Below are 21,112 nucleotides of genomic sequence, written 5' to 3' on the forward strand. Positions count from 1 at the left end.
CGCCCATCAGAAGAGGAAGTATCTCTGGGCCATGGGCAGTTCCACCGCGGGCGCGGGCTCCACGGCCTCGCCGTCGATGGTGACCGTGAAGGTGTCGGCGTCGACCTCGACCCGCGGCATGGCGTCGTTGTTGCGCATGTCCGCCTTGGAGACCTTGCGGGTGTTCTCGATGGCCGTGAAGGTCTTGCCCAGGCCGAGCCGTTCGGGCAGTCCGTCGTCGAGGGCCGCCTGCGCGGTGAAGTTGAGCGAGTTCAGTGCGGGTGCGCGACCGTGGCTGCCGAACATCGGGCGGGGCAGGACGGGCTGCGGGGTGGGGATGGAGGCGTTGGCGTCGCCCATCTGCGCGTAGGCGATCTGGCCGCCCTTGATGACCAGTTCGGGCTTGACCCCGAAGAAGGCGGGGTTCCACAGCACCAGGTCGGCGAGTTTGCCGTTCTCGACCGAGCCGATGTCGCGGGCGAGGCCCTGGGCCACGGCGGGGTTGATCGTGTACTTGGCGACGTAGCGGCGGGCGCGGTGGTTGTCCGCGGGGCCGTCGCCGGGCAGGAAGCCGCGCCGCTTCTTCATCACGTGGGCGGTCTGCCAGGTGCGCAGCACGACCTCGCCGACCCGGCCCATGGCCTGGGAGTCGGAGGAGATGATGGAGATGGCCCCGAGGTCGTGCAGGACGTCCTCGGCGGCGATGGTCGAGGGCCGGATCCGGGATTCGGCGAAGGCGAGGTCCTCGGGGACGGCCGGGTTGAGGTGGTGGCAGACCATCAGCATGTCGAGGTGTTCCTCGACGGTGTTGACGGTGTGCGGCCGGGTGGGGTTGGTGGAGCTGGGCAGGACGTTCGGCTCGGAGACCACGCTGATGATGTCGGGTGCGTGCCCGCCGCCGGCGCCCTCGGTGTGGTACGAGTGGATGGTCCGCCCTGCGATGGCCGCCAGGGTGTCGGCGACGAAGCCGGCCTCGTTGAGGGTGTCGGTGTGGATGGCGACCTGGGCGCCGGTCTCCTCGCAGACGCTCAGGCAGGCGTCGATGACGGCGGGGGTGGAGCCCCAGTCCTCGTGGATCTTGAATCCGAGGGCACCGCCCCGCAGTTGGGAGTGCATGGCCTCGCGGGAGGTCGTGTTCCCCTTGCCGAGCAGGCCGATGTTGACCGGGTAGGCCTCCAGCGCCGCGAACATCCGGGCCAGGTGCCAGGGTCCCGGGGTGACGGTGGTGGCCTTGGAGCCTTCGGCCGGTCCGGTGCCGCCGCCGACGAGGGTGGTGATCCCGGAGGCGAGCGCCTCCTCTATGACCGTGGGCGAGATGAAGTGCACGTGGGCGTCTATGGCGCCGGCGGTGACGATCTTCCCGTTGCCCGCGATGATCTCGGTCTCGGGGCCGATGACGAGCGCGGGGTCCACTCCGTCCATGGTGTCGGGGTTGCCGGCCTTGCCGATGCCGCAGATCCGGCCGTCGCGGATGCCGATGTCGGCCTTCACGATGCCCCAGTGGTCGAGGACGACGACACCGGTGATCACGGTGTCGGGTGCGCCCTCCGCCCGGGTGGTGCGGGCCTGCCCCATGGACTCGCGGATCACTTTGCCGCCGCCGAAGACGGCCTCGTCGCCGGCCCGCCCGGGGCCGCCGGCCAGGTCCTGTTCGATCTCGACGAAGAGGTCCGTGTCGGCCAGCCGGATCCGGTCGCCCGCGGTCGGCCCGAAGAGGTCCGCGTACACCTGCCGGGAGATCTCAGACATCGAGCGGCCCTCCGGTCTCGCCGCGCAGGCCCGGCACGGTGCGCAGTCCGGCCAGCGGTACGAGGTCCACCGCGACCGGGATGCCCGGCTCGAAGCGGACGGCCGTGCCGGCGGCGATGTCGAGGCGCAGCCCGCGGGCGGCGAGCCGGTCGAATTCGAGGCCGGGGTTGACCTCGGCGAAGTGGTAGTGGGAGCCGACCTGGACGGGCCGGTCGGCGGCGTTGAGCACGGTGAGGCGGGTGACGGGACGGCCCTCGTTGAGGAGCACCGGTCCGTCCCCGTAGGCGATCTCGCCCGGGATCATACGGGTGACTCCCCTTCAGACGATCGGGTCGTGGACGGTGACGAGCTTGGTGCCGTCCGGGAAGGTCGCTTCGACCTGGACGTCGTGGATCATCTCGGGGATCCCCTCCATGACCTCCTCGCGGGTCAGGACGGTACGGCCGGAGGCCATCAACTCGGCCACGGTCCGGCCGTCGCGGGCCCCTTCGAGGATGTGCGAGGTGATCAGAGCGATCGCCTCGGGGTGGTTGAGGCGGACTCCACGCGTCCTCCGTTTCGCCGCGACGTCGGCGGCGACGTGGATGAGCAGTTTCTCCTGCTCGTGCGGTGTCAACTGCACAGGTATCACCATGTTTCCGGGACAAGGTCAACTTCGATGCCGGGCGACCCTAGCTGCCGGCAACACTCTGTTGACCTGCGCGTATCCGAGCCAAGCGTGTCTTGCCCAACGCAGAGGAAGGCTTTCCGTCCCGACCACCGGTCCTTTACCCGACCATGGGTGATCATTGGCGGTCGAACGTGAACCCACGCTAGGGGCTTCGCTTTTCCGCAGAGTTAACCCACGTTTCCGGGAGGCAACCGGTTCAGCCCGATGGCCCGCCGCTCGACGTTCCGTATACGGAACGCCACCCGGAATGCCCACCGAGGAGACAGATGTTCGTGAATCCCGTCCGGCACATCACCTTCGACGCCCACGACCCCTACAAGGTCGCCGAGTTCTGGTCCGCGGTGACCGGCTTCCCGATCCACCCGGACGACGAGCCTGGTGACGACGAGATCCTGCTGGAGCCAGGGCAGCCGAACGTGCCCGGTCTGCTGTTCATCCGGGTGCCGGACGCCAAGTCCGTCAAGAACCGGGTCCACCTGGACATCCAGCCCGCCACGGGCACCCGGGACGAGACCGTCGAGCGCCTGGTCGAGCTCGGCGCGAGGGTGGTCGACGACCGGCGGGCCGAGGACGGCGTCCTCGGCTGGGTCGTCCTCGCCGACCCGGAGGGCAACGAGCTGTGCATCGAGCGCAGCGCGGCGGAGCGCAGCGCGTCCGCCTGAGACGGAACTCAGCAGCCGGTGGGGGCCGTCGCCTGCGCGCCGGCACCGGCGGTCCACGGCAGGGCGATCGAGACCGTCTTGCCGCCGTCCTCGGTGGGGGTGACGGACAGCCGGCCGCCCGCCTCCGCCGTGAGCCAGCGGATGATGACCATGCCCCGGCCGTTGTCCTGCTGGACGGCGGCCGGGAGTCGCTTGGGCCAGCGCGGGTGGCTGTCGGTCACGCCGATGCGGAGCCACTCCTCCCGTTCCAGCCGGATGTCGACGGTGAACGTGGGCGACTGGCCGAAAGTGTGCTGTACGGCGTTGGTCGCGAGCTCCGAGACGATCAGCCGGATACTGTCGGCGGTATCCGCATCATCGGGAAGCCCCCATTCGCCGAGCACTTCCGCGACGTAGCGGCGGGCGGTGGCGACCGAGGCGGGATCGCTCGGCAGAGTGACGGATGCTTCCTGGTGATCTGCCATGGCGACGGTCCCTTTCCCACCGGGGCCGAGCCGCCCCGGATCTGTGCTGGACGCCAGAGTGCCACCCCTCGCCCCGCCGCACCTGCCGTTCCACCAAGATATGCATATATCTGTCGCTCGATGCGGTGAACTCTGCTACGGAAGAGCGTATTCGGACGGCAGACTGGTGCGAGCTGTGCCGGTGGAAGGAGGCGGGTGTGCAGCACGGTCCCGCGGTGCGCCGGCGGAAGCTCGGCGAGGAACTGCGTGCCCTGCGCGACCGGTCCGGACTCACCAGTGGTGAGGCGGCCCGGATCGTGGGATGGCACCAGTCGAAAATCAGCCGCATCGAAACGGGTCGCAGCGGCGTCAAACCCGAGGACATCCGCCTGCTCCTCGACGCCTACGGGGAGATCGTCAGCCCCGAGCAGCGCGCCCTGCTGGAGGCGCTGTCCGTCTCGGCCGCCGGTCCCGGACCGGGCGGGGACACCGGGCGCGGCCGCCAGTGGTGGCACGACTACCGGGGGTTGCTGCCCCAGGAGTACCGGGACTTCATCAGCCTGGAGGCCGGGGCCCGGTCGGCCCGCACCGTCGAACTGTCCGTCGTGCCCGGCCTGTTGCAGACCCCCGGGTACGCCCGGGCGGTGACCCGGGCCGCGCTGGGCGGGCTCCCCGAACCGAAGGTGGACGCGCTGGTCGACGTACGGCTGGCCCGGCAGTCGGTACTGAGGGCCGATCCGCCGCTGGAGCTGAGCGCCGTACTGGACGAGGCGGTGCTGCGTCGGCAGATCGGGGGGCCCGGGGTGATGGCGGGGCAGCTGCGGCATCTGGTGGAGGTGTCACGGCTGCCCCAAGTGCGGCTGCAGGTACTGCCGTTCAGCGTGGGGGGCCATCTCGGCCTCACCGGACCGTTCGTGATTTTCTCATTTCCGAACATGGCCGATCTGGATGTGGTGGTACTCGACCATTTGACGAGTAGCCTCTATCTGGAGCGGAAGGAAGACCTAGAGGCGTACAGCGCCGCGTTCCGCACCATCCAGGCGCACGCCCTCCCGCCCCAGGACTCGTCGGATCTCATCAGCACCCTCGCTGACGACGCGTAAGGAGGCACCCCCGTGTCCGCAACCCCCTTATCGAACAGCGGACTTCTGAACAGCGCGCGGTGGCGGCGGAGCAGCCGCAGCACCGGAATGAACAACTGTGTGGAAGCGGCCGTCCTCCCGGGCGGCCTGCTGGCCGTCCGGGACTCCAAGCGGACGGACGGCCCGGCCGTGCTCTTCACCGGGCCGGCCTGGGACGGCTTCCTCGTACACGTCAGGGCGGACGTTCCCGCGTAGCCCGCCTACCGGTCCGTGGCTCCGGCCGGAGCGGTCCGCAGGATCGTCCCGACGGCCCGGTCGATCTCGTCCCCCGTGAGATCCGCCCGGGCGGTCAGCCGCAGCCGGGAAATGCCGTCCGGTACCGACGGCGGCCGGAAGCACCCCACGGACAGACCTGCCTCGCGGCAGTCGGCGGCCCACTGCAGTGCCGCCGAGGCCGACGGGGCCCGAACCGACACCACGGCCGCGTCCGGCCGGGCCGCGGTCAGGCCGGACGCGGTGAGCCGCCCGTACAGCTGGGCGGCCACTTCGCGGGCGCGGTCCGCGCGCTCCGGTTCCCGCTGGAGCAGGCGCAGGCTCGACAGCGCCGCGCCCGCGGCGGCCGGGGCCAGCCCGGTGTCGAAGATGAAGGTGCGCGCGGTGTTCACCAGGTGCCTGATGACCTTGGCCGGGCCGAGCACGGCTCCGCCCTGGCTGCCCAGGGACTTGGAGAGGGTCAGCGTGGCGACCACCCCGGGTGCGCCCGCGAGCCCGGCGGCGTGCAGCGCCCCGCGGCCGCCCTCGCCGAGCACCCCGAGCCCGTGCGCGTCGTCCACGACCAGGGCCGCGCCCTCGTCCCGGGCGGCGGCCGCGTAGGCGGCGAGCGGGGCGGCGTCCCCGTCGACGGAGAACACCGAGTCGCTGACCAGGAGCGCCCTGCCCTCGTGGGCGGCGAGCGTCTTGCGTGCGGTGTCGGGGTCGGAGTGCGGGATCACCGCGGTCTCGGCGCGCGAGAGGCGGCAGCCGTCGACGATCGAGGCGTGGTTCCCGGCGTCGGAGACGACCAGCGTGCCGCGGCCGCTGAGCGCGGTGACGGCCGCCAGGTTGGCCGCGTATCCGGAGGACAGGACGAGCGCGGCCTCGAAGCCGCAGAAGTCGGCGAGCGCCCGTTCCAGTTCCTCGTGGAGTTCCGTCGTTCCCGTGACCAGCCGAGATCCGGTGGCGCCGGCGCCCCAGCGCTCTGCCGCCTCCCGGGCGCCACGGACGGTCTCGGGATGCCTGGTCAGGCCGAGGTAGTCGTTGCTCGCGAGGTCCAGCAGCGGCGAGGACTCCGGCCGCGGGCGCAGCGTCCTCACGAGTCCGGCCTCGGCCCGGGCGCGCTCCGCTTCGTCGATCCATGCGAAGACGTCGGCGGAGTCGGGGGTGTGCTGGGGCAACGGCGGCATCGGCAGGTCCTCGCGTTTTGTCGGCAGTCCACAGACCAGGCTCGACCCTAGCCTCCGTCACAGCTGCGCCAGGTGTGGCGATACACACACTCCCATCCGGCCATGTTGTGCGATCTCTCCTTGGCCGGGAGTGCCCGTGTAGTCCAGGATCGGCGTCATGGACCTGCTGAACAACCTGGTGGACAAGGGGCTCCGGCGCGAGCTGCCGACCCGCGAAGAGGCGCTCGCCGTACTGGCGACTTCCGACGACGAACTGCTCGACGTGGTGGCCGCGGCCGGCAAGGTGCGCCGCCAGTGGTTCGGGCGCCGGGTCAAGCTGAACTACCTGGTCAACCTGAAGTCGGGCCTGTGCCCGGAGGACTGCTCGTACTGCTCCCAGCGGCTGGGCTCGAAGGCCGAGATCCTCAAGTACACGTGGCTGAAGCCCGAGGAGGCCTCCGAGGCCGCCGCCGCGGGCGTCGCGGGCGGCGCGAAGCGGGTCTGCCTGGTCGCGAGCGGCCGCGGCCCGACGGACCGGGACGTGGACCGCGTCGGCAAGACCATCGCGGCGATCAAGGAGCAGAACGAGGGCGTCGAGGTCTGCGCGTGCCTCGGCCTGCTCTCGGACGGCCAGGCGGAGAAGCTGCGGGACGCGGGCGCCGACGCGTACAACCACAACCTGAACACCTCCGAGGCCACGTACGGTGCGATCACCAAGACGCACACCTACGCGGACCGCGTGGACACCGTGCAGAAGGCGCACGCGGCGGGCCTGTCGGCCTGCTCGGGCCTGATCGCGGGCATGGGCGAGAGCGACGAGGACCTGGTCGACGTCGTCTACTCGCTGCGCGAGCTGGACTCGGACTCGGTGCCGGTCAACTTCCTGATCCCCTTCGAGGGCACCCCGCTGGCCAAGGAGTGGAACCTCACCCCACAGCGCTGCCTGCGGATCCTGGCGATGGTCCGCTTCGTCTGCCCCGACGTGGAGGTCCGGATCGCCGGCGGCCGCGAGGTGCACCTGCGCTCGATGCAGCCGCTGGCGCTGAACATCGCCAACTCGATCTTCCTCGGCGACTACCTCACCAGTGAGGGCCAGGCCGGCCAGGCCGACCTCGACATGATCGCGGACGCCGGTTTCGAGGTGGAGGGCGCCGGTACGACCACCCTCCCCGCACACCGCGCCGACGTGGCCGCGGCCAGGGCCGGCGGCTGCGGCTCCCACGGGGGCGGCGCCTCGGTCTGCGGTTCCGCGGGCTCCGACGCCTCCGCCGAGGCCGGCTGCGGCTCGGCGTGCGGCGGCTGCTCCGGGCACGCGGACGAGGCGCCCGTACCGGCGCAGGCCGAGGCCGGCGAGGTGCGTTCCGACCTGGTGGCCGTGCGCCGCCGCGGCGCGGGGACGGACGTCGCCCCCAATGCCTGATCAGCACCAGCCGCTGTCGTCCGGCGCAGAACTCCTCGCGCTGGACCGGCAGCACGTCTGGCACCCGTACGGTCCGATGCCCGGGCGGCAGGAGCCGCTGGTCATCGCGTCCGCATCGGGGGTCCGGCTGCGGCTCGGCGTGCCCTCCCAGGGGCAGGGGCACGACGAGCTGGTCGACGGCATGTCCTCCTGGTGGTCGGCCATCCACGGCTACAACCACCCGGTGCTGAACGAGGCCGCCACCGCGCAGCTCGGCCTGATGTCGCACGTGATGTTCGGCGGGCTCACCCATGAGCCCGCCGTCCGGCTCGCCGCGAAGCTCGTCGAGATCACCCCGGCCGGACTGGAGCACGTCTTCCTCTCCGACTCGGGCTCGGTGTCCGTCGAGGTCGCGGTCAAGATGTGCCTGCAGTACTGGCGTTCGCTGGGCCGCACGGGCAAGACCCGGCTGCTGACCTGGCGCGGCGGCTATCACGGGGACACCTGGCAGCCGATGGCCGTCTGCGACCCCGACGGCGGCATGCACGAGCTGTGGCAGGGCCACCTGCCGCGGCAGGTCTTCGCGGACCCGCCGCCCGGCGGCTTCGACACCCCGGTGGACCCGGCGTACGCCGACCACCTGCGCTCCCTGATCGCCGCGCACGCCGACGAGCTGGCGGCGGTGATCGTGGAAGCCGTGGTGCAGGGTGCGGGCGGCATGCGCTTCCACAACCCGGGCTACCTGCGGGTGCTGCGCGAGCTGTGCGACGAGTACGGCGTGCTCCTCATCCTGGACGAGATCGCGACGGGCTTCGGCCGCACGGGCGCGCTGTTCGCCGCCGACCACGCCGGGATCACCCCGGACGTGATGTGCCTGGGCAAGTCGCTGACCGGCGGCTACCTCACCCTCGCCGCGACCCTGTGCACGGAGCGGGTGGCGCACGGCATCTCGCAGGGCGAGGTCCCCGTCCTGGCCCACGGGCCGACCTTCATGGGCAACCCCCTGGCCACGGCCGTGGCGCTGGCCTCCATCGACCTGCTGCTCGGCCAGGACTGGACGGGCGAGGTCAAGCGGATCGAGGCGGGGCTGCGCGAAGGCCTGGCGGACGTCGCCTCGGTGCCCGGCGTACGGGACGTACGCGTCCTGGGGGCGATCGGGGTGGTCCAGCTCGACCACGAGATCGACATGGCGGCCGCCACCCGGGCGGCGGTGGGCGAGGGCGTGTGGCTGCGCCCGTTCCGGGACCTGATCTACACGATGCCGCCGTTCGTCACGGGCGACGCGGACGTGGCCCGCATCTGCCGTGCGGTGCGCGCGGCGGCCGAGGAAGGCTGAGATGTCCGTACTGGTCGTGTCCGGCACCGGAACCGAGATCGGTAAAACCGTGGTCACGTCGGCGATCGCGGCCGCCGGGCTGGCGGCCGGCCGCTCGGTGGCGGTGCTGAAGCCGGCGCAGACGGGTGTCGGCCCGCAGGAGCCGGGGGACGCCGCCGAGGCGGTCCGGCTGGCCGGCCCCGCCGTGACGGCGATGGAACTCGCCCGCTACCCGGAGCCGCTGGCCCCGGACACGGCCGCGCGCCGCGCGGGACTGGCCACGCTGTCCCCGGCCCGGATCGCGGAGGCCGCCCGGGAGCTGTCCCTCACCCATGACCTGGTCCTGGTGGAGGGGGCGGGCGGGCTGCTGGTCCGCTTCGACGAGGCGGGGCACACCCTGGCCGACGCGGCCCGCCTGCTCGACGCCCCGGTCCTGGTGGTGGCCCCGGCGGGGCTCGGCACCCTCAACTCCACCACCCTGACGGCGGAAGCCCTCCGCGCGCGGGGGCTGACCGGGCTGGGCGTGGTGGTCGGCAGCTGGCCCGCCGCCCCGGACCTGGCCGCCCGCTGCAACCTGGCGGACCTCCCCTCGAGCTCGTCGCTCCCGCTCCTGGGCGCGGTGCCCGAGGGCTCGGGCGGCCTGGAGCCGGAGCGCTTCCGCGCCGAGGCCCCCGGCTGGCTCTCCCCCGCCCTCTCGGGCACGTGGTCGGCCGAGTCGTTCCTGGCCGCCTGGCCCGCGTAAAGGAGTGGCCCCCGGAAACCGGGGACCCCGGGTTCCCGTGTTTCGGGGCCACCCGTGCTTCCGGGGCTCCTGTGCCTCCGGGGGCTTCGGGTTTCCCTCCTACGCGAACTGCTTCACCCAGCGGCGCCAGCTGTCCTGGCGGTGGTACCCGGCCGCGGCCCACATCACGTGCGCCCGCTCGTTCGCCTCGAGGACCATCGCGTCCCCGCGCCGGCCCCCGACGGCGACGAAACGCCGTTCGGCCGCTTCGAGCAGCGCCCCGGCGATCCCCCGCCTGCGGTGGGAGGGCAGCACGGCCAGCCGGTACAGCGAGGCGCGCCAGCCGTCCCAGCCCGCGATCACCGAGCCGACGAGGAGGCCGTCGGACTCCGCGAGGATCAGCGCTTCGGGATCACGCGCGACGAGGCGGGTCACGCCGTCCAGATCGTCCGTGATCGACGTGCCCTCCGCCGATTCCTTCCAGAAGGCGAGCACGTTCTCGGCGTCGGCCGGCACAGCGGCCCGTATGCGAATCTCGGTCATGGGCAGGACCCAAGCACGCGCGGCCGCTGGCCCGCCACCGACTTCCGCCGCCCGGAACGCGGAGCGGCTCCGCCAAAAGGATGATCCGTCCCCTTTGCCTTTCCTTTACGATGTGGGACAGACATTCCGCAATCGAACGACTCAGATGAAAGGTGTGAGCGTCCGCCCATGGGCGAGCCTCCCAGTCCACGACCCTTCCGATCGCGACATCGCGCGGCACTCCTCCTCCTGGCCGATCATGGAACGGAGGTGATCGACCGATGACCGAGGTGCTCCTGCTCATCGTGGCACTGCTGCTCTGCCTTGCCTGCGGAGTCTTCGTCGCGGCCGAGTTCTCGCTGACCACCGTCGAGCGCAGCGAACTCGAACGAGCCGTCGAGCGCGGCGAGCGGGGTGCCGACAGCGCCCTGGCCGCCGTCCGCACCCTGACCTTCCAGCTCTCCGGCGCCCAGCTCGGCATCACCGTGACCGGCCTGGTCATCGGCATGATCTCCAAGCCCTCGATCGCCGCCCTGCTCCAGGGCCCGTTCGAAGCCATGGGGCTCTCGGCCGCCGCCGCGTCCTCCACCGCGCTGATCCTCGGCACCGTGCTGTCGACCGTCGTCCTGATGGTCGTCGGCGAGCTGGTGCCCAAGAACTGGGCGATCTCGTCCCCGCTCGCCATAGCCAAGCGCGTGGCGACCATGCAGCGGGTGTTCAGCCGGACGTTCAGGCCCCTGATCAGCCATCTGAACACCACCGCGAACCACATGGTCCGCCGCTTCGGCATGGAGCCGGCCGAGGAACTGGCCTCCGCCCGCACCCCGCAGGAGCTGGTCGCGCTGGCGCGGCACTCCGCGAAGGCGGGCTCGCTGGAGAAGGACACCGCAGAGCTGTTCGTGCGGACCCTGAACCTGGCCGACCTGACCGCGGAGAACGTGATGACCCCCCGCGTCCAGGTCACCGCCCTCGACGTGCAGACCACCGCGGAGGACGTGGCGAACGCGACGCTGGCCACCGGCCTGTCCCGCTTCCCCGTCTACCGGGGCAGCCTCGACACCGTCGTCGGCACCGTCCACATCAAGGACGTGCTGGCGCTGCCCGCTGAGGAGCGCCACCGCCACCCCGTGTCGCAGCTGCTGCGCGAACCCCTGCTGGTACCGGAGTCGCTGACCGTGGACCGGCTGCTGGACCGGCTGTCCGGCAGGCAGACGATGGCCGTGGTCATCGACGAGTACGGCGGCACGGCCGGCGTGGCCACCCTCGAGGACATCGTCGAGGAGGTCGTCGGCGAGGTCCACGACGAGCACGACCTGCACGAGACCCTGGACCTGGCCCCGGCCGGTACGGACCCCGACGGGCGCACGCTGTACTCCGCCGACGGTGCGGCCCGCACCGACCAGCTCCAGCGGATCGGACTGCACGTCCCCGAGGGGCCGTACGAAACCCTGGCCGGCCTGATAGCGACCGAGCTGGGCCGGATCCCGGTGGCCGGCGACACCCTGGAGCTGGGCGGCTGGCGGCTGGACGTGGTCGACGCCGGTGGGCGGCGGGCCGCGCGCGTGCTGCTGCACATGCCGGCCGAACCCGAGGACGACAAGGGTACGGAGGGGGCCCGGTGACCGCGATCCAGCTTCTGATCGGCCTGGCGACACTGGTCGTCAACGCCTTCTTCGTCGGCGCGGAGTTCGCGCTCATCTCGGTCCGGCGCAGCCAGATCGAACCGTATGCGGAAAAGGGCGACCGGCGGGCCCGAGCGGTCCTGTGGGGCCTGGAGCACGTGTCGGCGATGATGGCGGCGGCCCAGCTCGGGATCACGCTCTGCACCCTGGTGCTGGGTGTGGTGGCCGAGCCGGCCATCGCCCACCTGCTGAGCCCGCTGCTCGACGCCGTCGGGGTGCCGAGCGGCGTGACGCACGCGATCTCCTTCGTGGTGGCGCTGGCCCTGGCGACGTACCTGCACATGCTCTTCGGCGAGATGGTGCCGAAGAACGTGGCGCTGTCCGAGCCGGTGCGCACCGCGCTGCTGCTGGGCCCGCCGCTGGTGACCCTCACCCGGGCGCTGCGGCCGGTGATCTTCGCGATCAACGCCTTCGCCAACACCCTGCTGCGGCTGCTGCGGGTGGAGGTGAAGGACGAGGTCGCGGCGACCTTCTCGGACGACGAGCTGGCTCGGATCGTCAAGGACTCCAGCGACGCGGGGCTCATCGACGACCGGGCGAGCGAGCGGCTGCACGATGCCCTGGAGCTGGGCCGCCGGCCGGTCACCGACGTGGTGCTGGCCGCGGACCGGGTGGTCCCGGCCCGGGAGGGCATCACTCCGGCCGGGCTGGAGCGACTGTCGGCGGAGTCGGGGTACTCCCGCTTCCCGGTGATCGACGCGCAGCACCGGATCCTGGGATACCTGCACGTCAAGGACGCCTTGGATGCGGATCCGGACGCGCGTGACGAGCCCTTCCCGGTTGCGGCCCTGCGGCCGATCGCGCAGATCCGGGCCGAGACCCCGCTGGACGACGTGCTGACCGCGATGCGGCGCAGCCGTACGCACCTGGCGGCGGTGCTCGGGGCGGACGGGGCGATGACGGGGCTGGTGACGATGGAGGACGTGCTGCGCGAGCTGTTCGGCCGTCCGGCATCCGCCCAGTGATGCGGTCCCCGGCCCTGCGGGGCCGGGGTACCGCGCGGTAACATCTCTCCGCCATGGAGATGAATGTGCGGTACACCAGTTTCGTCGCGGTCGGCGACTCCTTCACCGAGGGCATGTCCGACCTGCTCCCCGACGGCTCCTACCGGGGCTGGGCCGACCTGCTGGCCGCCCGGCTGGCGGCGCGCGAGCCGGGCTTCCGCTACGCGAACCTCGCGGTCCGCGGCAAGCTCATCGGGCAGATCGCCGAGGAGCAGGTCCCGGCGGCGGCCGCGATGCGGGCCGACGTGGTGACGCTGGTGGGCGGGCTGAACGACACCCTGCGCCCCAAGGTGGACATGGGTCGGGTCCGGGGCCAACTGGAGGCCGCCGTGGAGCTCCTCGCCCCCTCCTGCGGGCAGCTGGTCCTCATGCGCTCCCCGGGGCGCAACGGGCCGGTGATGGAACGCTTCCGCCCGCGCATGGAGGAGCTGTTCCTCTTCATCGAGGAGCTCGCGGCCCGGCACGGCGCCCTGGTGGTCGACCTGTACGGGGCTCCCGCGCTCGGGGACCAGCGCATGTGGGACGTGGACCGGCTGCACCTGACCGCCGAAGGCCACCGCCGGGTGGCCGAGGCCGTCTGGCAGACGCTGGGCCTGCCCGCGGAGCAGGACTGGCGTGCCGAACTCCCCGCGGCCGAGCCCCCGGGCTGGGGGGTCCGCCGGGCCCAGGACCTGAGCTTCGCCCGGCAGCACCTGATCCCCTGGATCGGCCGCCGGCTGACCGGCCGCTCCTCCGGGGACGGCCGCCCGGCGAAGCGACCGGAGCTGCTGCCGTACGCGCCGTGCGGGGACTCACCCGTCTCGTAGCAAGGCACAATCGGGAGCGGGGGCCCTACCTGCGTAAACGCACAGCCCGGGCCCAAGTAGAATCCCTACACGTGACAGCCAAGCCCCGCATCCCCAATGTCCTGGCCGGCCGCTACGCCTCCGCGGAGCTCGCCGTCCTGTGGTCCCCCGAGTACAAGGTGACGCTGGAGCGGCGGCTGTGGCTCGCCGTGCTGCGCGCCCAGAAGGACCTCGGCATCGAGGTCCCCGACGAGGCCCTCGCCGACTACGAGCGCGTCCTCGAGACCGTCGACCTCGCCTCCATCTCCGAGCGCGAGAAGGTCACCCGGCACGACGTGAAGGCCCGCATCGAGGAGTTCAACGCCCTCGCCGGCCACGAGCACGTCCACAAGGGCATGACCTCCCGCGACCTCACCGAGAACGTCGAGCAGCTCCAGATCCGGCTCTCCCTGGAACTGGCCCGCGACCGCACCGTCGCCGTCCTCGCCCGCCTCGGCAAGCTGGCCGGCGAGCACGCCGAGCTGGTCATGGCCGGCCGCTCCCACAACGTGGCCGCGCAGGCCACCACCCTGGGCAAGCGCTTCGCCACCGCGGCCGACGAGCTGCTGGTCGCCTACGACCGCCTGGAGAACCTCCTCGAGCGCTACCCGCTGCGCGGTATCAAGGGCCCCGTCGGCACCGCCCAGGACATGCTCGACCTGCTCGGTGGCGACGCCGCCAAGCTGGCCGACCTGGAGCAGCGGATCGCCTCCCACCTCGGCTTCGCCCAGGCCTTCACCTCGGTGGGCCAGGTCTACCCGCGCTCGCTCGACTACGACGTGGTCACCGCCCTGGTGCAGCTGGCCGCCGCCCCGTCGTCGATCGCCAAGACGATCCGCCTGATGGCCGGCCACGAGCTGGTGACCGAGGGCTTCAAGCCCGGCCAGGTCGGCTCCTCCGCGATGCCGCACAAGATGAACACCCGCTCCTGCGAGCGCGTGAACGGCCTGATGGTCATCCTGCGCGGCTACGCCTCGATGACGGGCGAGCTGGCCGGCGACCAGTGGAACGAGGGCGACGTCTCCTGCTCCGTGGTCCGCCGTGTCGCACTGCCGGACGCGTTCTTCGCCTTCGACGGCCTCCTGGAGACCTTCCTGACGGTCCTCGACGAGTTCGGTGCCTTCCCCGCGGTCGTCGCCCGTGAGCTGGACCGCTACCTGCCGTTCCTCGCGACCACCAAGGTCCTGATGGGCGCGGTGCGGGCCGGGGTGGGCCGCGAGGCCGCCCACGAGGTCATCAAGGAGCACGCGGTGGCCTCGGCCCTCGCCATGCGCGAGCAGGGCGCGGAGCGCAACGAGCTCCTCGACAAGCTGGCCGCCGACGACCGGATGCCGCTGGACCGGGCCCAGCTCGACGCCCTGATGGCCGACAAGCTGTCCTTCACCGGCGCCGCGGGCGATCAGGTCGCGGCAGTGGTCTCCCGTATCGAGGCGATCGCCAAGCAGCACCCGGAGGCCGCCGGGTACGCGCCGGGGTCGATCCTCTGACTCCCGACGAGCTGAACGCCGCCCGTGACCGCGTCCTCCCGGACGTGGTCGCGGGCGGTCTGCGTGTGCTCTTCTGCGGGATCAACCCCGGCCTCCTCTCCGCCGCCACGGGCCACCACTTCGCCCGCCCCGGCAACCGCTTCTGGCCCGTCCTCCACCTCTCGGGCTTCACCCCGCGCCGGCTCGACCCCTCCGAGCAGGAAGAGCTGCTGACCTACCGGCTCGGCATCACCAACGTCGTGGCCCGCGCCACGGCCCGCGCCGACGAACTGAGCACCGAGGAGTTCCGCGAAGGAGCCCGCATCCTGACGGCCAAGGTGGAGCTCCTGCGCCCCCAGTGGCTCGCGGTCGTCGGGGTCACCGCCTACCGCACGGCTTTCGGCGAGCGGAAGGCGCAGATCGGCCCCCAGGAGCGGACCATCGGCTCCACCCGTATCTGGGCCCTCCCCAACCCCAGCGGTCTCAATGCCCATTGGACCGCGGAGACCATGGCCCAGGAATACGCCCGCCTCCGCGCGGCCGCCGAGTCCCCCGACGGACCCTAGGCTCCGGGTCGAGCCTCACGGCGGGTCGATCACGGTGACCCCTGCCATCAGCAGGTAGGGGTCTTCGGCGTTCCCCTGCGCGACATAGGCCACCAGCCACCGCTCGCCTGTTCGCCATAGGTGCACGTGGTCGGTGGTGTTGCTCACCTCGCCCCACGGCTCCGGTATCTCCTCCCCCTCGAACCCCCGGTCCAGCAGCGATGTGACGCTGAAAACCTGCTGATCCCCCCACCGGTCGGCCAGGGCCTGGGTGAGCGCCCCGTACTCGGCCGCCATCTGGTCGGCCGCCTCGGCCCGGCCCGAGCCGTCGTCCTCCCAGAAGTCCCCCGTCCGGCTGAGCTGGACGAGGTGGTGGCCCGGGCCGCTGCTCTGCCCGCCGGACCGGACCGGCTCGGGCGGAAAATCCGTCACCCGGAGCCGGTCGATCGTGTCGAGATGCTCTGCCGTGGTCATGCCGTCAGTATCCCGACCCCCACTGACAACTGGCCCGCCGTCATGCGTCCCGGCGCCGCACCGCCAGCCAGCCGCCGAATACCGCGGCTCCCGCCCACAGCGCCATCACACCGAGGCCGGCCCAAGGTCCGAGACCGTCCTGTGCCGACAAGTGCATCACCATCTGACCGGCACGGTCCGGCAGGAACTGGGCCACGCCGCCCGAAGCCTCGCCGACGATGAACGAGACCAGCAGGACGAAGGGTATGAGCAGGCTCAGCACTGCCGTGCCGCTCTTCAGCACGGCGGCCAGCCCGGCCGCGAACAGGGACATGAGCGCGAGGTACAGCCCACAGCCGACGATGGAACGGTAGGTACCCGGGTCGCCGAGCTCGAGGGCGTACGGGCCCATGAATGCCTGACCGGCGACGAAGGTGACCAGCGCGGTGATCTGACCCACCAGCAGGGCAAGTACGCCCACCATCACCATCTTCGACAGGTAGAACCGGGTGCGGTTGGGCACGGCGGTCAGCGAGGTCCGCAGGGCGCTGTTCTGGAACTCGGCTGACAGGGCGCTCGCGCCGAAGGTCATGGCGGCGATCTGACCGAAGAGGAGTCCGTAGTAGGCCGCGAAGAGCGGGTCCTGCCCCATACTGCCGGGCTCGGCCTGACCGATCGCCGCCGCCGTCAGCACCTGAATGCCCGCGGTGGCGGCGAGGACGGCTATCAGCGCCCAGAACGTGCCGCGCAGCGATCTGATCTTGATCCATTCGGAGTGCAGGACGGGTCGGGTGGGCAGAGCGGTGCTCATGGCGAGCCTCCAGTCAGGAAGGGGGGACGGTCAGGGGGTGGCGGCGAACTGGGCGTGGTCCGCCGTGAGGTCGAGGTAGGCCTGCTCCAGGGAGGCGCGCTCGTCGGAGAGTTCCAGCATGGGGATCCCTTCGCGGGCGGCCATGATGCCGAGCTGTTCCGCCTGGATGCCGTCGACGGACCAGCGCCCGCCATCGGCCTCGAGCAGCGCGTAGCCGTCCCGGGCGAGGGCGGCCCGCAGCCGGATCGGGTCCGTGGTGCGCAGCCGCACCCGGGGGGTGCTGCGTGCGTCGATGAACTCCTCCATCGATGTGTCGGCCAGCAGCCGGCCCGCGCCGAGCACGACCAGGTGGTCGGCCAGGGTCGAGGTCTCCGACATGAGGTGGCTGGACACCAGGACGGTCCGGCCCTCGGCGGCCAGTCCGCGCATCAGCTCGCGGATCCAGATGATCCCCTCGGGGTCGAGCCCGTTGGTCGGCTCGTCGAGGAGCAGCACCCCGGGATCTCCGAGCAGGGCGGCGGCGATGCCCAGCCGCTGGCGCATGCCCAGCGAGAAGGTCTTCACCCGGCGCTTGGCCGCCGAGGCCATGCCGGCCTGCTCCAGCACCTCCTCCACCCGGCGGGCCGGTATCCCGTTCGAGGCGGCGAGGATGCGCAAGTGGTCGCGGGCGGTGCGTCCGCCGTGGATGGACTGCGGGTCGAGGAGCGCCCCGACCCGTCGCAGCGGGTCGGCGAAAGCGGTGAACTGGCGTCCGCCGATGGTGGCGGTGCCGGAGGTCGCCCGGTCCAGGCCCAGCAGCAGCCTCATCGTGGTCGACTTTCCGGCGCCGTTGGGGCCGAGGAAGCCGGTGACCCGCCCCGGCAGCACGTCGAAGGTGAGGCGGTCAACGGCACGGGTGGTGCCGTATTCCCTGGTCAGTTCCCTGATCTCGATCGTGTTCATGTCTCAAGGTTCGCCGTCGGCCCCACCCCCTGCCCTCCCCCACGCGGGGGGATCGTCTCCCCCACGTGGGGGAGACGGAAGCCGTGAACCGACTGTCAGGATGAGGACATGCTCCGACTGCTCCGTGCCCCCCTTCGCGGGGTCACCTACACCCGCTGGCTTCATCTGCTCGTACCGATCCTGATCGTCTCCATCTGGATGTTCATAGAGCCGGAATGGCCGTGGATGCCCGCACTGATCGTCGCTCCGTTCGGGCTGGTCCCGTGGGTTCGGCTGGCCGAGGGACTGCAGGCCCAGTTCCTGCTGACCCCGCACGAGCGGGGCCGGCACGACGGTTCCATCAGCACCTCGCCGTCCACCCGTTGGGGGGACCGCTGGCGGACGGTGGCCTGGCTGGAGACGCGTCTCGTGCTGGCGGGCGCGGCCATGGTGGCGACGGTATGGCTCCCGGTGATGACCGTGGAACTCGTCACCCTCGCCATGGGGCGCTCTCTCGGGTCGGACGACGTGATCCTGCCGTTCATACCGCCGCGCTGGGCGGCCGTGCCCCTCCTGCCGGTGCCCCTGGTCCTGCTGTTCGTCATAGTGGTCCTGCTCGGCGAGGCCGTCACGGCGATAGCCGCACGGCTCCTGGGGCCTTCGGCGGCCGAGCGGCTCACCGCGCTGGAGGCGCGGACCGAGCAGCTGCTGGAACGCACCCGTATCGCGCGGGAGTTGCACGACTCGATCGGGCACGCGCTGACCGTGGCGGTCGTCCAGGCGGGAGCCGCCCGGGCGGCGGGTGATCCGGAGTTCACCGAGCGGGCGTTGTGCGCGATCGAGGAGACCGGCAGGGCCGCGATGGAGGACCTGGACCGAGTACTGATGGTGCTCCGGGAGTCGGGCCGGCCTCCCTCCCAGCGGCCCACGCTGGCGGATGCCGACCGGCTGCTGGAGTCGGCGCGTGCATCGGGCGCCCCGGTCGACGCCGAACTGTCGGGCCCGCTGGAGAAGTTGCCCGGCCCGGTGACGCGTGAGGGGTACCGGATCCTGCAGGAGGCACTGACCAACGTGCTGCGGCACAGCGGGCCGGTCCCGGTCCGCGTACGGATCGAAGTGGCGGTGGGAAGACTGGACTTGGAGGTGACCAATCCGCTCCCGGCCGAGGCCGCGCCGGTGACGGGCCGCGGCTCGGGTCTGCGCGGCATCCGTGAACGGGCCGCGCTGCTCGGCGGGGAGGCCGAGACCGGCCCGCACGGGGGCAACTGGAGAGTGCGCGCCCGGCTTCCGCTGGAGCGAATACGCTGACCGGATGCCGGTTACCGTACTTCTCGTCGACGACGAGCCCCTCGTGCGCGCAGGTCTGCGCGCCGTCCTGGAAGCCCAGCCCGACATCGAGGTGGTCGGCGAGGCGCCCGACGGGGCCTCCGTGGTCCCGCTCGTGCGGCAGCTTCGGCCCGACGTCGTGGCGATGGATGTACGGATGCCGCTGCTCGACGGGATCGAGGCGACCCGGGCGATCCTGAAGACGGTGGACTCCCCGCCGAAGATCCTCGTGGTCACCACCTTCGAGAACGACGAGTACGTCTACCAGGCGCTGCGGGCCGGAGCGGACGGGTTCCTGCTGAAGCGGGCCCGGCCTTCCGAGATCGTGCACGCGGTCCGGCTGGTGGCGGAGGGGGAGACGCTCCTCTTCCCCGCTGCGGTGCGGGCTCTGGCCGCGGAGTACGGAAACCGCCAGGCCCGGGCCGTGGTGGAGCGGGCGGCCCTGACCGAGCGTGAGGAGGAGGTCCTGAGGCTCATGGCCCGGGGACTGACCAACGTGGAGATCGCGGGCCGGCTGATCGTCGGCACGGAGACGGTGAAGTCCCATGTCAGTGCGGTCCTGGCGAAGCTGGGGGCGCGGGACCGGACCCAGGCAGTGATCATGGCGTACGAGTCGGGGTTCGTCGCGCCGGCCTGACTGGAGGGCCCAGTTCCGGCCGATGGGGGGCTGGTTCTCGCCGGAACAGCAGGTGGGCAGTACGATCCGGCTGACGGGCTCGCTAGCTGGGAGGACACACGTTGGGGCAGCTGACCGGCGGGGACCCCTCTCTGCTGAGGCGGATCAATTCCGCCGTGGTGCTGCGTGCACTGCGCGCGGCCCAGGCACCGACGCTCACCGACCTCACCCGGGTCACCGGACTCTCCCGGCCGACCGTCGAAGGGGTCGTCGAGGGCCTGATGGGGACCGGCCTGGTCGTCGAGGCCGACGTCGAGGAAGGTGCGCGGCGCCAGGGACGGCCGGCGAGACGGTTCCGGTTCAGGGCCGAGGCCGGGCACCTGCTGGGCATCGAGATCGGCTCGCACCGGGTCGCCGTGCTGCTCTCCGGCCTGGACGGACGGGTCATCGGCGCGGGCACGAAGGAGGTCGCGGAGTCGGCGTCCGCCGACGAGCGGCTGGAGAAGGTCCGCTCGGCCGTGGCCGATCTGCTGCGCCGGGCCGGGGTGCCCCGGGACTCCCTGCGCGCGGTCGGCGTCGGAAGCCCCGGGATCGTGGAGGCGGACGGCACGGTCCGCCTCGGCACGGCCCTGCCCGGCTGGACGGGGCTGCCGCTGGGGGAACGGCTCCAGCGCTCGTTCCGCTGCCCGGTGAAGGTGGAGAACGACGCCAACGCCGCGGCGGTGGCCGAGCACTGGAAGGGAGCCGCGCGCGACACCGACGACATCGTGTTCGTCATGGCGGGCCTCAGCCCCGGTGCCGGCTCGCTGATCGGCGGCCGGCTCCACCGGGGTTTCGGCGGAGCGGCCGGGGAGATCGGCGCACTGCATCTGCTGGGCCGTGAGGTCACGCCGGAGAAGCTGCTGTCGACGACGGGTGAGCCGTTGCACCCGCTGGACGAGCCGGCGGTCGCCGAGGTCTTCGCGATGGCCAAGCGGGGCGACGAGCGGGCGGTGGCCGCCGTGGAACGGTTCCTGCAGCGGCTCGTGCACGACGTCGCGGCGCTGGTCCTGGCGATGGATCCGGAGCTGGTGGTGGTCGGCGGCTGGGCGGCCGGGCTGGACGGGGTGCTGGATCCCCTGCGCCGGGAGCTGGAGCGCTACTGCCTGCGCCCGCCGAAGGTCGCGCTGTCCCTGCTCGGTGAGGCTGCGGTGGCCACCGGCGCCCTTCGGCTCGCGCTGGACCACGTCGAGGAAGAGCTGTTCGCGGTGGAGAGGACGGTCACGGCCCGCCGCCGCTGACCGTGCCGTGCGGCCCCGGGCCCCGGAGCGGAATCACCGCGCGGTACGGCTCGCCCAGTACGCACTGCCCGTGCACGCGGGACGCGCGCAGTGTCCGTGGCCAGCGGATGCGAATGGCGGCCGTGCGCACCGGACGCGCAGGGCAGCCGCGGGCACTGAAGGCGGGTGGCGCCGCGGGCACTGAGCCCCCGTGTCCCCGTGGGCTACCCCGGCCCGGCGAG

Annotated in this window: 23 protein-coding genes; 14 read left to right on the forward strand and 9 right to left on the reverse strand. The window is 71.9% G+C overall.

The genetic code is table 11. The features are described 5' to 3' along the window. Positions 1 to 6 precede the first annotated feature (6 nt). Genes ACIGFK_RS24490 through ACIGFK_RS24500 form a run of 3 tightly spaced genes read right to left on the reverse strand, consistent with a single transcriptional unit; the run spans position 7 to position 2,350 of the window. Positions 7 to 1,728: an urease subunit alpha gene (locus ACIGFK_RS24490; protein ID WP_376657126.1), complete on the reverse strand. Its 1,722-nt coding sequence runs from the start codon at positions 1,726 to 1,728 to the stop codon at positions 7 to 9. Continuing rightward, the gene (locus ACIGFK_RS24495) at positions 1,721 to 2,032 is read right to left on the reverse strand and encodes an urease subunit beta (RefSeq protein WP_376657125.1); all 312 of its coding nucleotides are present in this window, start codon (positions 2,030 to 2,032) and stop codon (positions 1,721 to 1,723) included. Before ACIGFK_RS24495 ends, ACIGFK_RS24490 begins: the two co-directional genes overlap by 8 nt. Before the next feature lie 15 nt (positions 2,033 to 2,047). Then, positions 2,048 to 2,350: an urease subunit gamma gene (locus tag ACIGFK_RS24500; protein WP_376657124.1), complete on the reverse strand. Its 303-nt coding sequence runs from the start codon at positions 2,348 to 2,350 to the stop codon at positions 2,048 to 2,050. Positions 2,351 to 2,664: 314 nt separating this feature from the next. On the opposite strand from ACIGFK_RS24500, the gene ACIGFK_RS24505 reads away from it, so the two are divergent. Further along, positions 2,665 to 3,060: a VOC family protein gene (locus tag ACIGFK_RS24505; RefSeq protein WP_376657123.1), complete on the forward strand. Its 396-nt coding sequence runs from the start codon at positions 2,665 to 2,667 to the stop codon at positions 3,058 to 3,060. Positions 3,061 to 3,068: 8 nt separating this feature from the next. Here ACIGFK_RS24505 and ACIGFK_RS24510 read toward each other — a convergent pair whose 3' ends face one another. Beyond that, on the reverse strand, positions 3,069 to 3,524 hold the full coding sequence (locus tag ACIGFK_RS24510; RefSeq protein WP_376657122.1) for an ATP-binding protein: 456 nt from the start codon (positions 3,522 to 3,524) through the stop codon (positions 3,069 to 3,071). 197 nt (positions 3,525 to 3,721) lie between these two features. Between ACIGFK_RS24510 and ACIGFK_RS24515 the strand changes: the two genes are divergently transcribed. Together ACIGFK_RS24515 and ACIGFK_RS24520 are read left to right on the forward strand one after the other, a co-directional pair. Then, complete coding sequence (locus tag ACIGFK_RS24515; protein ID WP_376657121.1) at positions 3,722 to 4,606, forward strand: helix-turn-helix domain-containing protein; 885 nt, start codon at positions 3,722 to 3,724, stop codon at positions 4,604 to 4,606. A gap of 12 nt (positions 4,607 to 4,618) precedes the next feature. After that, complete coding sequence (locus ACIGFK_RS24520) at positions 4,619 to 4,840, forward strand: DUF397 domain-containing protein (protein WP_376657120.1); 222 nt, start codon at positions 4,619 to 4,621, stop codon at positions 4,838 to 4,840. 5 nt (positions 4,841 to 4,845) lie between these two features. Here ACIGFK_RS24520 and ACIGFK_RS24525 read toward each other — a convergent pair whose 3' ends face one another. Next, complete coding sequence (locus tag ACIGFK_RS24525; RefSeq protein WP_386466945.1) at positions 4,846 to 6,027, reverse strand: 8-amino-7-oxononanoate synthase; 1,182 nt, start codon at positions 6,025 to 6,027, stop codon at positions 4,846 to 4,848. Between the two features lie 157 nt (positions 6,028 to 6,184). On the opposite strand from ACIGFK_RS24525, the gene bioB reads away from it, so the two are divergent. The 3 genes from bioB to bioD are packed head-to-tail and all read left to right on the forward strand — an operon-like array spanning position 6,185 to position 9,462. Continuing rightward, positions 6,185 to 7,426: a biotin synthase BioB gene (gene bioB, locus ACIGFK_RS24530; RefSeq protein WP_376657118.1), complete on the forward strand. Its 1,242-nt coding sequence runs from the start codon at positions 6,185 to 6,187 to the stop codon at positions 7,424 to 7,426. Then, the gene (locus tag ACIGFK_RS24535) at positions 7,419 to 8,741 is read left to right on the forward strand and encodes an adenosylmethionine--8-amino-7-oxononanoate transaminase (protein WP_400053586.1); all 1,323 of its coding nucleotides are present in this window, start codon (positions 7,419 to 7,421) and stop codon (positions 8,739 to 8,741) included. The genes bioB and ACIGFK_RS24535 overlap by 8 nt, the downstream gene beginning before the upstream one ends. A gap of 1 nt (position 8,742) precedes the next feature. Continuing rightward, positions 8,743 to 9,462 carry a dethiobiotin synthase gene (gene bioD / locus ACIGFK_RS24540; protein WP_376657116.1) on the forward strand — a complete coding sequence of 240 codons (720 nt, stop codon included), beginning with the start codon at positions 8,743 to 8,745 and terminating at the stop codon, positions 9,460 to 9,462. Positions 9,463 to 9,561: 99 nt separating this feature from the next. Here bioD and ACIGFK_RS24545 read toward each other — a convergent pair whose 3' ends face one another. Next, a complete protein-coding gene (locus ACIGFK_RS24545; protein ID WP_376657115.1) occupies positions 9,562 to 9,984 on the reverse strand; it encodes a GNAT family N-acetyltransferase in 423 nt (140 codons plus the stop codon). 260 nt (positions 9,985 to 10,244) lie between these two features. Between ACIGFK_RS24545 and ACIGFK_RS24550 the strand changes: the two genes are divergently transcribed. The 5 genes from ACIGFK_RS24550 (at position 10,245) to mug (ending at position 15,505) form a co-directional block, all read left to right on the forward strand. Next, a complete protein-coding gene (locus tag ACIGFK_RS24550; RefSeq protein ID WP_376657114.1) occupies positions 10,245 to 11,585 on the forward strand; it encodes a hemolysin family protein in 1,341 nt (446 codons plus the stop codon). Then, entirely contained in the window at positions 11,582 to 12,610 is a 1,029-nt protein-coding gene (locus ACIGFK_RS24555; protein WP_376657113.1) for a hemolysin family protein, read from the forward strand. Before ACIGFK_RS24550 ends, ACIGFK_RS24555 begins: the two co-directional genes overlap by 4 nt. A 53-nt stretch (positions 12,611 to 12,663) precedes the next feature. Next, positions 12,664 to 13,455, forward strand: coding sequence for an SGNH/GDSL hydrolase family protein (locus ACIGFK_RS24560; RefSeq protein WP_386466941.1), 792 nt, complete (start codon positions 12,664 to 12,666; stop codon positions 13,453 to 13,455). A 71-nt stretch (positions 13,456 to 13,526) separates the two neighbouring features. Beyond that, complete coding sequence (purB, locus tag ACIGFK_RS24565) at positions 13,527 to 14,960, forward strand: adenylosuccinate lyase (RefSeq protein ID WP_376657111.1); 1,434 nt, start codon at positions 13,527 to 13,529, stop codon at positions 14,958 to 14,960. Next, positions 14,957 to 15,505 carry a G/U mismatch-specific DNA glycosylase gene (mug, locus tag ACIGFK_RS24570; RefSeq protein ID WP_400053645.1) on the forward strand — a complete coding sequence of 183 codons (549 nt, stop codon included), beginning with the start codon at positions 14,957 to 14,959 and terminating at the stop codon, positions 15,503 to 15,505. The genes purB and mug overlap by 4 nt, the downstream gene beginning before the upstream one ends. Before the next feature lie 15 nt (positions 15,506 to 15,520). Here mug and ACIGFK_RS24575 read toward each other — a convergent pair whose 3' ends face one another. The 3 genes from ACIGFK_RS24575 to ACIGFK_RS24585 are packed head-to-tail and all read right to left on the reverse strand — an operon-like array spanning position 15,521 to position 17,690. After that, a complete protein-coding gene (locus ACIGFK_RS24575; RefSeq protein WP_376657110.1) occupies positions 15,521 to 15,958 on the reverse strand; it encodes a hypothetical protein in 438 nt (145 codons plus the stop codon). 40 nt (positions 15,959 to 15,998) lie between these two features. Further along, entirely contained in the window at positions 15,999 to 16,748 is a 750-nt protein-coding gene (locus ACIGFK_RS24580) for an ABC transporter permease (protein ID WP_400053590.1), read from the reverse strand. 30 nt (positions 16,749 to 16,778) lie between these two features. Then, positions 16,779 to 17,690, reverse strand: a complete 912-nt coding sequence (locus tag ACIGFK_RS24585; protein WP_376657108.1) for an ATP-binding cassette domain-containing protein — start codon at positions 17,688 to 17,690, stop codon at positions 16,779 to 16,781. A 108-nt stretch (positions 17,691 to 17,798) separates the two neighbouring features. On the opposite strand from ACIGFK_RS24585, the gene ACIGFK_RS24590 reads away from it, so the two are divergent. From ACIGFK_RS24590 to ACIGFK_RS24600, 3 genes are all read left to right on the forward strand, one after another. After that, complete coding sequence (locus ACIGFK_RS24590) at positions 17,799 to 18,977, forward strand: sensor histidine kinase (protein WP_400053593.1); 1,179 nt, start codon at positions 17,799 to 17,801, stop codon at positions 18,975 to 18,977. 4 nt (positions 18,978 to 18,981) lie between these two features. Further along, the gene (locus ACIGFK_RS24595) at positions 18,982 to 19,632 is read left to right on the forward strand and encodes a response regulator (protein ID WP_376657106.1); all 651 of its coding nucleotides are present in this window, start codon (positions 18,982 to 18,984) and stop codon (positions 19,630 to 19,632) included. Between the two features lie 101 nt (positions 19,633 to 19,733). Then, entirely contained in the window at positions 19,734 to 20,891 is a 1,158-nt protein-coding gene (locus ACIGFK_RS24600) for an ROK family transcriptional regulator (RefSeq protein WP_376657105.1), read from the forward strand. The last annotated feature ends 221 nt before the right edge of the window (positions 20,892 to 21,112 follow it).

The organism is Streptomyces sp. NPDC085524 (genome assembly GCF_044541755.1).
In the GTDB taxonomy this organism is placed as follows: domain Bacteria; phylum Actinomycetota; class Actinomycetes; order Streptomycetales; family Streptomycetaceae; genus Streptomyces.

Bases quoted from the DNA above. Each gene is read 5' to 3' on its own strand.
- bioB (WP_376657118.1), top strand. From the start codon at position 6,185: ATGGACCTGCTGAACAACCTGGTGGACAAGGGGCTCCGGCGCGAGCTG.
- ACIGFK_RS24505 (WP_376657123.1), top strand. From the start codon at position 2,665: ATGTTCGTGAATCCCGTCCGGCACATCACCTTCGACGCCCACGACCCC.
- ACIGFK_RS24525 (WP_386466945.1), bottom strand. From the start codon at position 6,027: ATGCCGCCGTTGCCCCAGCACACCCCCGACTCCGCCGACGTCTTCGCA.
- ACIGFK_RS24590 (WP_400053593.1), top strand. From the start codon at position 17,799: ATGCTCCGACTGCTCCGTGCCCCCCTTCGCGGGGTCACCTACACCCGC.
- ACIGFK_RS24575 (WP_376657110.1), bottom strand. From the start codon at position 15,958: ATGACCACGGCAGAGCATCTCGACACGATCGACCGGCTCCGGGTGACG.
- ACIGFK_RS24535 (WP_400053586.1), top strand. From the start codon at position 7,419: ATGCCTGATCAGCACCAGCCGCTGTCGTCCGGCGCAGAACTCCTCGCG.
- ACIGFK_RS24595 (WP_376657106.1), top strand. From the start codon at position 18,982: ATGCCGGTTACCGTACTTCTCGTCGACGACGAGCCCCTCGTGCGCGCA.
- ACIGFK_RS24510 (WP_376657122.1), bottom strand. From the start codon at position 3,524: ATGGCAGATCACCAGGAAGCATCCGTCACTCTGCCGAGCGATCCCGCC.
- ACIGFK_RS24545 (WP_376657115.1), bottom strand. From the start codon at position 9,984: ATGACCGAGATTCGCATACGGGCCGCTGTGCCGGCCGACGCCGAGAAC.
- ACIGFK_RS24580 (WP_400053590.1), bottom strand. From the start codon at position 16,748: ATGAGCACCGCTCTGCCCACCCGACCCGTCCTGCACTCCGAATGGATC.
- ACIGFK_RS24550 (WP_376657114.1), top strand. From the start codon at position 10,245: ATGACCGAGGTGCTCCTGCTCATCGTGGCACTGCTGCTCTGCCTTGCC.
- ACIGFK_RS24560 (WP_386466941.1), top strand. From the start codon at position 12,664: ATGGAGATGAATGTGCGGTACACCAGTTTCGTCGCGGTCGGCGACTCC.
- bioD (WP_376657116.1), top strand. From the start codon at position 8,743: ATGTCCGTACTGGTCGTGTCCGGCACCGGAACCGAGATCGGTAAAACC.
- ACIGFK_RS24495 (WP_376657125.1), bottom strand. From the start codon at position 2,032: ATGATCCCGGGCGAGATCGCCTACGGGGACGGACCGGTGCTCCTCAAC.
- ACIGFK_RS24585 (WP_376657108.1), bottom strand. From the start codon at position 17,690: ATGAACACGATCGAGATCAGGGAACTGACCAGGGAATACGGCACCACC.
- ACIGFK_RS24490 (WP_376657126.1), bottom strand. From the start codon at position 1,728: ATGTCTGAGATCTCCCGGCAGGTGTACGCGGACCTCTTCGGGCCGACC.